12 protein-coding genes are annotated in these 13,442 nt (G+C 55.7%); 8 read left to right on the forward strand and 4 right to left on the reverse strand.

What is annotated here, in order from left to right; translation table 11 throughout:
- Window positions 1–341 (forward strand): RES family NAD+ phosphorylase (locus INT22_RS14505; RefSeq protein ID WP_226912764.1); only part of this gene is annotated, 341 nt, incomplete at its 5' end.
- A 120-nt stretch (window positions 342–461) separates the two neighbouring features.
- Here the strand turns inward: INT22_RS14505 and INT22_RS14515 are convergent.
- Window positions 462–1,085 carry a TetR/AcrR family transcriptional regulator gene (locus INT22_RS14515; protein WP_193068474.1) on the reverse strand — a complete coding sequence of 208 codons (624 nt, stop codon included), beginning with the start codon at window positions 1,083–1,085 and terminating at the stop codon, window positions 462–464.
- A gap of 231 nt (window positions 1,086–1,316) precedes the next feature.
- On the opposite strand from INT22_RS14515, the gene INT22_RS14520 reads away from it, so the two are divergent.
- From INT22_RS14520 to INT22_RS14550, 7 genes are all read left to right on the forward strand, one after another.
- Window positions 1,317–3,113: an ABC transporter ATP-binding protein gene (locus INT22_RS14520; RefSeq protein WP_193059663.1), complete on the forward strand. Its 1,797-nt coding sequence runs from the start codon at window positions 1,317–1,319 to the stop codon at window positions 3,111–3,113.
- The gene (locus INT22_RS14525) at window positions 3,107–4,876 is read left to right on the forward strand and encodes an ABC transporter ATP-binding protein (protein WP_193059664.1); all 1,770 of its coding nucleotides are present in this window, start codon (window positions 3,107–3,109) and stop codon (window positions 4,874–4,876) included. Before INT22_RS14520 ends, INT22_RS14525 begins: the two co-directional genes overlap by 7 nt.
- Window positions 4,876–5,820: an ABC transporter permease gene (locus tag INT22_RS14530; RefSeq protein WP_193059665.1), complete on the forward strand. Its 945-nt coding sequence runs from the start codon at window positions 4,876–4,878 to the stop codon at window positions 5,818–5,820. The genes INT22_RS14525 and INT22_RS14530 overlap by 1 nt, the downstream gene beginning before the upstream one ends.
- Entirely contained in the window at window positions 5,817–6,764 is a 948-nt protein-coding gene (locus tag INT22_RS14535) for an iron chelate uptake ABC transporter family permease subunit (protein WP_193059666.1), read from the forward strand. Before INT22_RS14530 ends, INT22_RS14535 begins: the two co-directional genes overlap by 4 nt.
- The gene (locus tag INT22_RS14540) at window positions 6,761–7,537 is read left to right on the forward strand and encodes an iron ABC transporter ATP-binding protein (protein WP_193059667.1); all 777 of its coding nucleotides are present in this window, start codon (window positions 6,761–6,763) and stop codon (window positions 7,535–7,537) included. Before INT22_RS14535 ends, INT22_RS14540 begins: the two co-directional genes overlap by 4 nt.
- Complete coding sequence (locus INT22_RS14545; RefSeq protein ID WP_226912765.1) at window positions 7,534–8,502, forward strand: siderophore ABC transporter substrate-binding protein; 969 nt, start codon at window positions 7,534–7,536, stop codon at window positions 8,500–8,502. The genes INT22_RS14540 and INT22_RS14545 overlap by 4 nt, the downstream gene beginning before the upstream one ends.
- A gap of 118 nt (window positions 8,503–8,620) precedes the next feature.
- Complete coding sequence (locus tag INT22_RS14550; RefSeq protein WP_193059669.1) at window positions 8,621–10,864, forward strand: TonB-dependent receptor; 2,244 nt, start codon at window positions 8,621–8,623, stop codon at window positions 10,862–10,864.
- A 112-nt stretch (window positions 10,865–10,976) separates the two neighbouring features.
- On the opposite strand, the gene urtE is transcribed toward INT22_RS14550, so the two are convergent.
- The 3 genes from urtE to urtC all read right to left on the reverse strand — a co-directional run.
- Window positions 10,977–11,684, reverse strand: coding sequence for an urea ABC transporter ATP-binding subunit UrtE (gene urtE, locus INT22_RS14555; protein WP_193059670.1), 708 nt, complete (start codon window positions 11,682–11,684; stop codon window positions 10,977–10,979).
- Window positions 11,684–12,520 carry an urea ABC transporter ATP-binding protein UrtD gene (gene urtD, locus INT22_RS14560; protein WP_193059671.1) on the reverse strand — a complete coding sequence of 279 codons (837 nt, stop codon included), beginning with the start codon at window positions 12,518–12,520 and terminating at the stop codon, window positions 11,684–11,686. Before urtD ends, urtE begins: the two co-directional genes overlap by 1 nt.
- Window positions 12,517–13,442, reverse strand: a 926-nt coding sequence (urtC, locus tag INT22_RS14565) for an urea ABC transporter permease subunit UrtC (protein ID WP_226912766.1), incomplete at its 5' end; no start/stop codon positions are given. The genes urtC and urtD, both read right to left, overlap by 4 nt.

The raw sequence follows: 13,442 nt of genomic DNA on the forward strand, positions 1-13,442 counted from the left end.
CAAGCGCTGAGTCGCTGGCGCTGCTTGAAATCATGGTGCATCTGGAAAGCTATCAGTTGCTCAATGCCTATGCGCTACTGCGCCTGACACTACCGACCGATAGCATTCTGGGTGTTGGAGAAGCCGATCTCCCGGATAACTGGCGGGAAGCGCCTGCGCCAGCAGAAACTGCCGAGCTTGGCGACGGCTGGTTGGACTCCGGCCACAGTTTAGCCCTGGCAATTCCTAGCGTGGTCGTGCCAAGAGAGTTCAACTACATGCTCAACCCTGGGCACCCCCTGTTTGATCAAGTCATCACGACGGCAAAGGCGCTGCCCTTCCAGCCCGACCCACGACTTTGAACCGGGTGTGGATAACTTAAACGGTCAAATGCTGTTTGATCAGTTCGTTGGAAAGCTCAGCGATCTCGCCTTTGGCCACCGGACGGCCACGATTCACGCTGGCGAAGGCCAGGAGATCATTCACTCCTGCCCCTGCGGATGATCATCCAGCATGGCGATAGCTCCAGCAATGAGCGCCTGAATACCTTGCTCCAGTTCGGCCTCCAGTTCGGCCTCTTCTACGGCATGATCTATTGCCTCAACAGGCTCCTGCCCCATCACCGAGTAAATCGTGTCCGCTACGGCAAAGCAGTGAAAGGCTACCGTCGCCAGAAGCCAACGCGCTTGTAACTGGGAAATCTCATAGACCTCGGCAATATGCGCTTGGTGCTCATGGATTTTTTCAATCATCGGCTGGGTCGCCGCCAGACGACGGATCACGTAGGGCGTCAGCCCTGGGTGTACTTTGACAAACTCAGCTATCGACATAGCAAAAGTGAACAGATACGCCTGCAGCTCTTCGGGCTCATCTCGACGAGCACGCGGAATTCTCCAGCGCCGAAAGATCTCTTCGGCTACCACCACCTTCAGCGCTTTAAGATTAGCGACGTGCTTGTAAAGCGCCATATGGCTAACGCCCAACGCGGCGGCTACTCCCACAAAGGTGATATTGGGTAGGCCAATCTCGACACCCGCATTCGCAATACGCTCACGCGTAATGGTGGGTGGCCGCCCGCGTACTTTAGATGCTGGTCGCGCTGCCATAACACACTCCTTTTAATAGCGTCCTTTATCAAGCCATGCCCCTTCCGCTAGGGTCAATTAGTTTATCAGCATGCAACTATTTTAATTAGTTTATAGACGCTAAACTAATTTTCAATTAATCTCACAAACGCGATTAATTCGCGTTTATATCCAGTGGCAATTCCGGTTCTTTCGACTTGATAGCTCTGAGAGTAATCACTTAAACGCCCCATGACCGAGTAGCAACGATTCATGAACACGCAAACCACGCCGACTGGCCAAGGTCCCATCAGCCGAATACTGGCCCCCATCCGCACACGGCTCTTAATAGCCGCCACCCTGGCGGGCATCGGCACAATCTTCACGATGATACCGCTAGCCGGCATGGCGCACATCGCGCAGATCCTCGCCACCGCTTCAGACCAAGCCTGGGAGTTATCTGCGAGCAGCAAACGCGACATCGCGTGGGTGGTAACAGCCAGTATCGTCAGCGTCTTCATCGGCATGGGAAGCATGTTCCTCGGCGAGCTGATCGCGCATCTGGCGGATAACCGTCTGACACATCATCTACGTCAGGCCGTGCTCAGCCGCTTGGCCCAGGCACCGCTTGGCTGGTTTACCGGCCAAACCTCCGGGCAGGTCAAGCAAGCGATGCAGGATGACATTGCGACGCTGCACAGCCTAACCGCGCACTTCTATACCGCCGTCGGGCGCGCGCTTGGGGCTCTGTCGATCTCAGTGATTTATCTGCTTGCGATGGATTGGCGAATCGCGGTGATAACCCTGTTGCCCCTGCCCGGCTTCTTTCTGTTTCTGCATCGGCTCATGCAATCCAGCAAAGCCAACATGGGAGAATTCGTGATACGGCTTGAGCACATGAACAGTGCCATCAATGAGTTCATTAGCGGCATCCCCGACGTGAAAGCGTTCGGCACCACCGGACAGGCCTATCGCGGTTATCAGGACGCAGTGAATAGCTTTGCCGATGCATTTGATCGCTTTACCCGCCCGTTGGTCGCCTCCATGGCTCATGTTCATGCGATGGTAACGCCGGTGACGATATTGGGACTGACTCTGCTGTGCGGAACAATTTCTGTCGTCAACGGCTGGACGACTCCCGTCGACTTGGTGCCGTTCATTCTGGTGGCGCCAGGGATCTGTGCTCCTTTGCTGCTTCTGCATACCCTGCTGCACGACCTGGGCAGTGCAACCGGCGCTGCGCAACGCGTCATGGCGCTACTTGAAACGCCTATCTTGCAAGCGCCTCTCTCTGACCAGCAGCCACTGCCAGCAAACAACGAAATTCGTTTCGACAACGTGAGTTACGCCTATGATAACGGACATCGTGGGCTCTCGAATCTCGACGTCACCTTTGCCGCAGGAAGTGTCACTGCGATTGTCGGGCCATCTGGAGCGGGCAAGTCGACTTTGGCACGACTGCTATTGCGCTTCTTTGATCCCACCCAGGGGCGCATCACCTTAGGCGGTGTGGATCTGCGCCAGCTCTCAACGGCGACACTTTACCAATATATCGGTTTTGTCCTGCAGGACGTCCGCCTTATCCATGCCAGCATCCGCGACAACATTGCCTTGGGCCGTCCTTCCGCCAGCCAGCAAGAGATTGAGGACGCGGCTCGCGCGGCGAATATTCACGAGCGCATCCTCGCATTACCCGGTGGCTATGACGCTGTCGTTGACGACGCCACCCAACTGTCTGGTGGTGAACAGCAGCGTGTGAGCATTGCCCGCGCCATTTTGCTTGATCCTCCTCTACTGGTGCTGGATGAGGCAACGGCGGCAGTCGACGCGAGTAGCGAACTGGTCATTCAGGAAGCGCTAGCTCGGCTAACCCGCGGACGCACGCTGATCGTCATCTCCCATCGACTCGATACGATCCGATACGCCGATCAGATCCTGGTACTCGATGACGGCATGATCGTCGAGCAGGGCAACCACGATCACCTTCTCACTCAACATGGCCTATATGCCCGCCTTTGGGCCTTGAGCAACGCCACCTCAACGCTGGAATCAGAGGTATCAACGTGCTGAAAATACTGACTCATCTGCTCGGCGAGAACGTCGTGCTCTTACGTCGTTATCTCGGGCTAGCTATTGGCTATGGTTTGCTTAGCGGCCTCACAATCCTGACATTTATCCCCATCATCACCTATTTGATGTCCGGAGATTCGTCCAACGCCAGTGTATGGTTGGCCATACTGCTGCTGGGTATTCTCGCGTGCTGGTTAGTGCGATCACATGTAGAGAAGGCGGGCGTTCGTGTGGGCGTCGCCGTCCTACAGTCTGGGCGTCACCGTCTAGGCAGCCATGTAGCTCGCCTGCCCGTTGGCTGGTTTACCAGCACCAATACTGCGCGTCTTAACCATGTAGTGACTCAAGGTATAATGGCGGTAGCCCAGCTTCCCGCCCACGTTTTCACACCGGTGATCACCGGCCTGGTCGTGCCACTGGTCATCCTAATCGCTCTGTTAGCGCTGCACACGCCGCTCGGTATCGCAGCACTGATAGCATTAGCGCCACTGGTGAGCGTGTTATGGCTCACTTCCAAGCTCACCCGTCACGCCGACCGGGCCTTCCAGCAGAACTTCTCCGAAACCAGCCAGCGGGTAGTCGAATTCGCCAATGCGCAGGCGGTATTACGCGCCTTCAGCGGCGAAGGCCAGAGTACGCGCTTTCTGGAGAACGCACTGGAGAAGCAGCACCATTCCGGCACAAGGCTAGCCTGCCTTTCGGCTTTATCGGCGCTACTCAATACATGGGCAGTGCAGGCGGTATTTGCTGCCCTGCTGATCACCATCATGGTGTGGATCAATACGCTGCTGGGTGAGCCGCTGAAGGCACCTGACGTCACCAGTGTTATTGTGGCGCTGTTGCTGATCAGCCGGTTTATCGAGCCGTTGCTTGATGTGGCCCAGCATAGCGACGTTCTACGCAGCGCCAAAGGGCAGTTGGAGACAATAAAAACTGTTTTCGACGCATCGCCCTTACCCGAGACAACCACGCCTCAGCCGCCGCGTGATACCTCTATCGAACTTCACGCAGTACATTTTCGCTATGCCGCAGATGCGCCCAATGTGCTCAACGGAGTGAGTCTGTCGGTCAAGCCCGGCAGCATGACGGCATTGATCGGCGAATCGGGCTCGGGCAAGACCACTATCGCACGCCTTGTGGCACGTTTTTTCGATGTCGACCAGGGCCGCGTTTTCATTGGCGGTGTCGACGTGCGCGACATGTCCAGTGCTCAGTTGGCAGGCTATGTTAGCCAGATCCTCCAGGAGAGCCATCTGTTTGCTGGCAGCATAGCCGACAACATACGCTTTGGCCGCCCCGAAGCCAGCGATGCCGAGCTAATGGAAGCGGCAAATCTTGCGGGCGTCACAGAGATACTCGAACGCTTACCCCAGGGGCTAAACACGCCGGTGGGCGAAGCAGGTGTCCGCCTTTCCGGTGGAGAACGTCAGCGCATCGCGATCGCTCGAGCACTGATCAAAGATGCTCCCATCTTGCTGGTAGACGAAGCGACGGCCGCACTGGATCCACAGCACCAGGCCATCATTACTCAGACACTGGCACGGCTGCGTGGTCAACGTACGCTATTAGTGATCGCTCATCAGCTATCTACCGTGGCCATGGCCGACCAGATCATCGTACTGGATAACGGTCGCGTCGTGGAGCAGGGTACACCCGCTGAACTACTCGTCCACAAAGGGCATTACGCCACCTTTCTTGGCCAGCGCCAGGCCGCTAAAACATGGCGCATTACACCGAATGCAGAAGGGAGAGAAGACACCTGATGCGTGGGTATCTGCCTTGTCTGTTTGTATTGCTTTGCGGAGTATCGTTACTGATAGGCGCGCAGCAGTTGAGCTGGCACCAACTAATCACTCTGTCGGATGATGCCTGGTTGACGCTCACAGCCAGCCGACTGCCGCGTCTCATCACCGTTATTTTGACTGGTGTAGGTCTGTCGATTTGCGGCGTGATTCTGCAGCACATCGTGCGTAACAAGTTCGTGGAGCCAGCCACCTCGGGCGGGCTTGATGCAGCTAAACTGGGCATTCTCGTATCGCTAACCCTAATGCCTGCAGCTGGCGCTGGATTACGAATGCTTGCCGCGCTGCTCTTTTGCTTCGCTGCAAATGTCGTATTTATCACTATCGTTCGCCGCATCAAGTTCACCAACAGCGTGCTGATTCCCGTCATCGGTTTGATGTACGGCGGCATGCTAAGCGCCCTTACCGAGTTCTACGCCTACCGCCATAACATCTTGCAAAGCATGCAGGGCTGGTTACTGGGCGACTTTTCAAAGATCGTGCAAGGCCATTACGAAATCATCTACCTCATTCTGCCGGTCGTGATGCTTACCTACCTCTACGCCCATCGCTTCACGGTACTGGGCATGGGTGAGGCGGCGGCGGTGAGCCTAGGCATGAATTATCTTGCCATCGCCATACTAGGATTGATGCTGGTGGCCATCACGGTCTCGGTCACGGTCATCGCTGTGGGCGCCATTCCCTTTGTCGGCTTAGTGATTCCCAATTTGGTGGCGCTCTACTACGGCGATAACCTGACTCGCACACTGCCAGTAGTAGCACTGTCGGGGGCAACCTTGCTGCTGGCCTGCGACATTGTGAGTCGGCTGCTGATTTACCCCTTTGAAGTGCCCATCGGCTTAACAACGGCTTGCGTCGGGGGAGTGCTGTTTCTGATCTTGATTATCGGGAGAGCACAACGATGACAGCCAAGACTCTCCACACCGTTTGGGCAGCCGTGATCGTTCTAGCGCTCGCTTTTATCTTCGTGCGCTCAGGACTCGACTTCGACTATGTCATTCCGAAACGACTGGAACGCTTGGCCACTATGGTGATCGGCGGCATCTGCGTCGCTTGGTCGTCCATTGCGTTTCAAAGTCTTACCGGCAACCGGATATTAACGCCCGCCATCATGGGCTACGAGTCCATCTATCTGCTGTTTCAGGCTCTGTTGATGCTGATGCTGGGCACCCGCAGTCTGGTGGTACTCGGCGAGCACGGCAACGTCATACTCTCTATGCTGCTGATGCTTGGCTACTCCTGGGTGCTGCATCGCTGGCTGTTTCGCGATGGTAGAGACAACGTCTATTTCCTGCTGCTAGTCGGACTGGTGCTGACAATGGTCATTACCACCCTTACGCAGTTCATTCAGCTCAAGATGAGCCCGGGCGAATTTTCCATTCTGCTGGGGTACAGCCAAGCCACTTTCGGCAAAGCCAGCGCTGCACAACTGCTCTACGCTACCCCCATCGTGGTCACGATCTGTCTGGTGGGCTACAAGGCCCTTCCGGTGCTCGACGTGCTGTTGCTAGGCCGGGAGCAGGCCATCTCGCTCGGCATCGACTATCGACGTCGCGTACAACGCCAGCTTTTCTTGATTGCCGCGCTGGTAGCCATCTCGACTAGCCTGCTTGGCCCCACGGCATTCATGGGCATTTTCGTGGCCAATACTGCCTACGCGCTGGCAGGCACCTACCGGCATCGAGTCACACTGCCTTTAGGATGCGCCATCGCCATCGCCACTTTCCTCCTCGCCCAACTGCTGGTCGAACATCTCTTTAACTACAAAACCACCGTCAGCATTCTCGTCAACCTCGTATGTGGGGCTTACTTCCTGTCGCTGATGGTGCGGACGCGGGGCACGGCATGATTACGGTTCAAGACCTTCATAAAACCTATGCTAGCCGCACAGTGCTATCGGCTATCAATCTCCGCTTCCCGACGGGTCAATTGACGTCACTGGTGGGCCCAAACGGGGCAGGCAAAACGACCCTGCTGATGATGATCGCAAGACTGCTAAAGCCTTCTCAAGGAGTCATTCGGCTTGACGGCTCCCCGGTAGAGAACATTCGCATCGGCGAGTATGCCAAACGGGTGGCCACGCTGAGACAAACGCCTGAATTCAACTTGCGCCTGACCGTCGAGGAGTTGGTCGCCTTTGGTCGCTTTCCTTACACCCACGGCACACTCACTCAGCACGATCATCAAGTGATCGATGATGCCCTGTCGTTTCTATCGCTGACGGCTCTACGCGGAGCTTATCTGAATGAGCTCAGCGGCGGCCAGCGTCAGATGGCGTTCCTGGCCATGACCATTGCACAGCAAACCGATTACCTGCTGCTCGACGAGCCTCTGAACAACCTCGATATCAAGCATGCCGTTCAGATCATGCAGGCCCTTCGCCGACTCTGCGACGAATATGGACGAACGGTCATTCTGGTCGTCCATGACATCAACTTTGCCGCCAACTACTCCGATTACATTGTCGCCATGAAGGGTGGGGCAGTGCATTGCGATGGCAACGTCACCGACGTCATCACCGAGCAGCGCTTGAGTGAGCTTTATGGACTGAACTTCGACGTCGCCCGTGACGAGCGCGGCTATCTATGCAATTACTTCAAGCCCTCAGGAAACCTGGTATGACGCGATATCTCAACAGTAGCCGCCTGGCACACCTTCTCCTTCTCGCTACGATGGCATTGATGCAAGGGTGCGATCAGGCCAACGACATGCCCACACAGGAGGCCATGACACCGCTAACGATTCAGCACGCGCTGGGAAGCACTGTGATCGACCACCGCCCACATCGAGTCGCAGCGCTCGACATGAATGAAGTCGACTTTTTGGATCAGTTGGACGTTCCAGTGGTGGGCATGCCGAAGGACTTTATTCCCCATTTTCTCAAGGAGTATCGACACAATCCGGCGGTTGAAGATCTGGGCTCTATCGTGCGCCCCAACCTTGAGCGGGTGCATCGAGCCAACCCTGATCTAATTCTCATGACATCGTTACAGGCCAACCATTATCACGAATTAACTCAAATCGCGCCGACGCTCCACTTCGACGTGGATTACCGTAACAGCCAGAGCAACCACATTGACGTTATCAAAGACCATCTCATCGATCTTGGGGAGATCTTTGGCAAGGAGGCGCTGGCCCGTCAACGCACGGCCGAGCTGGACAATACAGTCGAGAAAGTTAGGCGTGTTACTCAGGGCCGACCAGAGAGAGCACTTATCCTGCTGCATAACAATGGCGCTTTCAACTCCTTCGGAGTGCAGTCGCGCTACGGTTTCATCTTCACCGAGCTAGGCGTTGAACCTGCGGCTCCCGGCATCGATACCAGCATGCACGGCCAGCCTGTCTCCAGTGAATTCATTCAACAGGCCGACCCCGACATCATTTATGTCGTGGATCGTACTGCCGTAATGGAGCACCGGCCCGCCATGGATGCCAGTAGCATGGCAAATCCCCTGATACGCCAAACCAGCGCTTGGCGAAATAACCGGGTGATCTATGTCGACCCCGAAGCTTGGTATGTCACCGCCGCCAGCGTGAGCGCCCTAGAGATCATCGCGGATGACATTATCGATGGGTATCGCGACTAGCGACTTAACCAACCAAAGTACTTCAAAAAAGATTTAGCCGACTGCTGTATCGAGCGTTCCAACGACGGCTCGACTGGAGCGGCGTAGCTCCGCCTGTCTGATATAAAAGGAGACCGACATGGCCTTACTTCACCACCCTAAAGCACAACTGGAATGGGCGAGAACACCACTGCGTCTCGCTGCCTGTTTAAGCCCTCCACTGCTCGTCAGGAGCACATTTCCGTTAGCCCTGAGTGCGAGCGCTCTTATGCTGCTTTCTTCACAGGCACTTGCACAGACTGCCGAGGCCACCGAGCAGAGCGAGACGCGTAATGCCGTGGCCTTGGCGCCGGTCACCGTACACGGTGAAGCAACGTCAGTAAACGATACGTACGCAGGTGGCCAGGTGACCTATAGCAATCGAGCCGGTTTTCTGGGCAACAGGGACTTTATGGAAACGCCGTTCAATGCCATCAGCTATACGGATCGCTTTATCCAGGATCAACAAGCCCAAAATATTGCCGATGTCATTGCGGCTACCGATCCGAGCGTATTCAGCAACGGCGTCACCAGTGCCTGGAGCGAGAATTACTCGATCCGCGGATTCAATTCCAGCACCACTGATACGACATTTGATAGCCTTGCCGGGATGGCTCCCTACTACCGCACGTCCCCCGAGATGTTCGAGCGTATTGAAGTGCTCAAAGGGCCTTCGGCGCTACTCAACGGGATGCCACCAGGTGGTTCCGTTGGTGGTGCCATTAATCTGGTTCCTAAGCGAGCTGGCGATGAGCCGCTGACGCGCTTCACCACCACGTACATGTCCGACGCGCAGTTTGGCGGACACCTTGATGTTGGCCGACGTGTGGGAGACAACCAGCAGTTTGGCATTCGCTTTAACGGTGTATACCGCGACGGCGAGGGTGCTGTGAATAACCAGAAGCCAAGCGTTCAAATGGGGGCTCTGGGACTGGACTGGCGCGGTGAGCGAGCACGCCTATCAGCTGACTTGTACAGTGCGGACGACCACATCGATGGGCCAACACGAGGGGTCAACCTGACGCCAGGCCTGGCAGTACCGACACCTCCCGACTCCGATACACTGATCAACCCTGACTGGGCCTTTGCCAACACGCGCGACAAGGGAGCCATCGTGCGTGGCGAATTCGACTTTACCGATGAAATCATGGGGTACGCATCAGTGGGTCGAAGCGAAACGAACTACACCTACAATGGCGCCATGTCATCCTTGGTGCTTGATGATCAAGGTAACTATCGTACAAGCATTGGTCAGCTCGCCTTCGATGTCGAAAAAACATCAGCGGAAGTTGGGGTTCGCGGTCATTTCCAAACCGGCGCCGTCAGCCATGCCATTAGCGTCAATGCCACTCATTACGAGCATGAGCAACATGACTACGGGCGCAGAACCGTTCCCGGTGCAGACTGGGTCACTAATCTATACGATCCGCAGTGGGGCGCCGCTGCCGAATTTATCACCCCACATATCATGCATACAGAGCTACGCTTGAACAGCTATGGTCTGGCGGACACGATTTCATTTGCCGATGATCGCCTACAACTGACCCTCGGCGCCCGACGCCAAGAGGTAGTGAGCGACGCCTACAGCGTGACGAGCGGCGCACGCATCTCCCGCTATGATGAAAGCGCGGTCACCCCCGCTGCAGCGCTACTTTTCAGAGCAACCGACCAGGTATCACTCTACGCCAACTATATCGAGGGGCTCAGTCAGGGGGCCACGGCACCTATGAGTGCTGCCAATGCTGGTGAGGTATTTGAACCTTATAAGACCAAACAAAACGAGATTGGGGTGAAGTTTGACCTAGGCGATTTCTCACACACACTTAGCCTTTATGAAATCAAGCGGCCCAGCAGTTACACCGACCTGGAAACTAATATCTTCTCGTTTGGCGGTGAGCAGCGCAACCGAGGAGCGGAGTGGAACTTCTTCGGCAGCCCGCTTAGCAACCTCCGCTTAATGGGTGGGATTGCCTATGTAGACCCTAAAGTCACCCGCGCCGCTAGCGATGAAAACCAGGGTAGTCAGGCCACTGGCGTGCCCGACCTTCAAGCCAAGCTAGGCGCTGAATGGGATCTATCCGCAGCACCAGGGCTGACACTGACCGCTAATGCCACCGCAATGTCAGAGCAGTATATTAATAGTGACAATTCCTTGTCGGTTCCTGGACACACCATTTACGACGTTGGTGCACGCTACACTACTCACCTTTCCGGCTACCCGTTGACGCTGCGCGCCACTATCGACAATGTAACCGATAAGGCGTACTGGGCCATGCCACAACTCTCAAGCCTTGCACTAGGAGCCCCCCGCACCTTTATGTTTTCGGCCTCTTTAGACTTCTAGATGGCTGAAACAAGCGATGCGCTTGTCCTGGCACCCGTTGTTTTTTCACAACTAGGCTTGTCAATATGCACACCCCACCTGCGCCAGCCAAACGGGCGTAGGTGTGGATAACTTAAACGGTCAGGTGCTGCTTGATCAGTTCGTTAGAAAGCTCGGCGATCTCGCCTTTGGCCACCGGACGGCCACGATCCATAATCACAAAGCGGTCGGCGTATTTGCGGGCAAAAGGTAGCTTCTGCTCAACCAGCAGTACCGTTAAGCCATCCTCTTTAATCAACTGGCGAATCACCTGGCCGATTTGCGCCACAATATTGGGCTGAATGCCCTCCCCGGGTTCATCCAAAATCAGCAGCTTGGGCTCTATTACCAGCGCGCGACCGATGGCGAGCTGCTGCTGTTGCCCACCGGATAAGTCACCGCCACGGCGGTGCTTCATCTCTTTTAAAACAGGGAACAGTTCATAGATACGCTCGGGGATTTTTTTCAGCCCATCACTGCGCGCTGCCAAGCCGGTGCGTAGATTCTCTTCCACGGTGAGCAGCGGAAAAATCTGCCGTCCCTGGGGGACAAAGCCAATACCCAAGCGAGAGCGCGCTTCCACCGCTTTTTTGGTCAGCTCAATGTCGCTACCCTCCCCCTGATAGCGCAGTTGGCCGCTCTTTACGGCCACTTCGCCCATAATGGCTTTCATTAAGGTGGTTTTACCCACCCCGTTGCGGCCCATCACGCAAGTGCACTGGCCTTCAGGCACGTCGAGGTCTAAATCCCACAAGGTGTGGCTTTCCCCGTAGAACTGGTTAAGTTTTTCAATCGCCAGCATTAGGCAGCCTCCTCGTCGTCCGCACCCAGATACACCTCAACCACGTTAGGGTCGCTTGAAACTTGATCCATACTGCCTTCCGCCAGCACGCTGCCTTGGTGCAATACGGTCACTTTACGGGCAATGGAGCGTACAAAGCCCATGTCATGCTCGACCACAACCACCGACTGCTTACCCGCCAGGCCCGTCAGCAGCTCAGCGGTGCGCTCCATCTCCTGTTCCGTCATCCCGGCAACGGGTTCATCTACCAGCAGTAAACGCGGGCGCTGCATTAGCAGCATGCCAATTTCCAGCCACTGCTTTTGGCCGTGGGAAAGAATCCCTGCTGGCTGGTAACGCAGCTCGGTCAGGCCAATCGTTTCAAGCACCTCATTGATACGGTCTTTAATTTCACCGCTCATGCGGGCAGTCAGCGTGGGGAAAATACGCTTGTCGGCGGCCATCGCCAACTCCAGGTTTTCAAACACGCTCAGCGCTTCAAATACCGTGGGCTTTTGGAACTTACGACCAATCCCTAAGCTGGCGATATCCGGCTCATTCATTTGCAGCAGGTTATGACGGCTACCAAACCACACGCTGCCTGCGTTGGGGCGCGTTTTGCCAGTAATGATGTCCATCATGGTGGTTTTACCGGCCCCGTTGGGGCCGATAATGCAGCGCAGTTCACCGTCATCAATAGTCAGGTTTAAGTTATTGATAGCCTTGAAGCCATCGAAGCTCACCGTGACATCTTCCATATACAGAATCGGGCCATGACGCACATCTACCGGTGATGCCTGAGGAGCCATAAAATCAAATACCCGATCCCGCGTGGTTAGCGATTGCAACAAGCTCATGCGGTAGCCTCCTTCGGCAAGGTAGCGGATTTTTTGCGGCGTTTTAGGTGGAGCAATAATCCCGCCACGCCTTTAGGTAGCAACACCGTGACCAAGACAAACATCGCGCCCAGGGCAAACAGCCATGCATCCGGCATCACACCCGTGAAGATGGTTTTGGCGTAGTTGACTAAGATCGCCCCGATAACCGCTCCATAAAGCGTGGCGCGGCCACCCAGTGCCACCCACAGCACAATTTCAATCGAGAAAATCGGTGAGAACTCACTGGGGTTGATAATCCCTACCTGAGGGACATAAAGCGCGCCAGCCAAGCCTGCCAGCATGGCGGAAACCACGAATACAAATAGCTGGAAGCGCTCGACCCGGTAGCCAATAAACCGCGTGCGGGCCTCGGCGTCCCGGGTTGCCACACATACCCGGCCTAGTTTGCTGGTAACAATCGCCCGACACAGGATGTAACCCAGCGCCAGCGCAACCCCGGTGGCAATAAACAGCCCTAAGCGGGTGTCGTTGCTGCGTAGGTTGTAGCCCAGCAGCTCACGAAAATCGGTCAGCCCGTTGTTGCCACCAAAGCCCATCTCATTGCGGAAGAATGCCAGCATCAGGGCAAAAGTCAGCGCCTGGGTAATAATCGACAGATACACCCCAGTGACCCGCGAGCGAAACGCTAAAAAGCCGAAGACCAGGGCCAATAGCCCAGGGGCTAACAGCACCATGGCAAACGCAAACCAGGCCATATCAAAACCGAGCCAGTACCAGGGCAAGCTGTCCCAGTTGAGAAACACCATAAAATCCGGCAGTACCGGGTCACCATAAGTACCGCGATCACCGATTTGGCGCATCAGGTACATGCCCATGGCGTAACCGCCAATGGCAAAAAACGCCCCGTGGCCCAGGCTCAGAATGCCCAAATAGCCCCATA

Origin of the sequence: Halomonas sp. 3D7M, assembly GCF_014897885.1 — a bacterium.
In the GTDB taxonomy this organism is placed as follows: domain Bacteria; phylum Pseudomonadota; class Gammaproteobacteria; order Pseudomonadales; family Halomonadaceae; genus Vreelandella.

What these genes read in the sequence shown, in the direction of transcription:
- INT22_RS14515 (WP_193068474.1), bottom strand. Translation starts at nt 1,085, where the DNA reads ATGGCAGCGCGACCAGCATCTAAAGTACGCGGGCGGCCACCCACCATT.
- INT22_RS14520 (WP_193059663.1), top strand. Translation starts at nt 1,317, where the DNA reads ATGAACACGCAAACCACGCCGACTGGCCAAGGTCCCATCAGCCGAATA.
- INT22_RS14530 (WP_193059665.1), top strand. Translation starts at nt 4,876, where the DNA reads ATGCGTGGGTATCTGCCTTGTCTGTTTGTATTGCTTTGCGGAGTATCG.
- INT22_RS14535 (WP_193059666.1), top strand. Translation starts at nt 5,817, where the DNA reads ATGACAGCCAAGACTCTCCACACCGTTTGGGCAGCCGTGATCGTTCTA.
- INT22_RS14540 (WP_193059667.1), top strand. Translation starts at nt 6,761, where the DNA reads ATGATTACGGTTCAAGACCTTCATAAAACCTATGCTAGCCGCACAGTG.
- INT22_RS14545 (WP_226912765.1), top strand. Translation starts at nt 7,534, where the DNA reads ATGACGCGATATCTCAACAGTAGCCGCCTGGCACACCTTCTCCTTCTC.
- INT22_RS14550 (WP_193059669.1), top strand. Translation starts at nt 8,621, where the DNA reads ATGGCCTTACTTCACCACCCTAAAGCACAACTGGAATGGGCGAGAACA.
- urtE (WP_193059670.1), bottom strand. Translation starts at nt 11,684, where the DNA reads ATGCTGGCGATTGAAAAACTTAACCAGTTCTACGGGGAAAGCCACACC.
- urtD (WP_193059671.1), bottom strand. Translation starts at nt 12,520, where the DNA reads ATGAGCTTGTTGCAATCGCTAACCACGCGGGATCGGGTATTTGATTTT.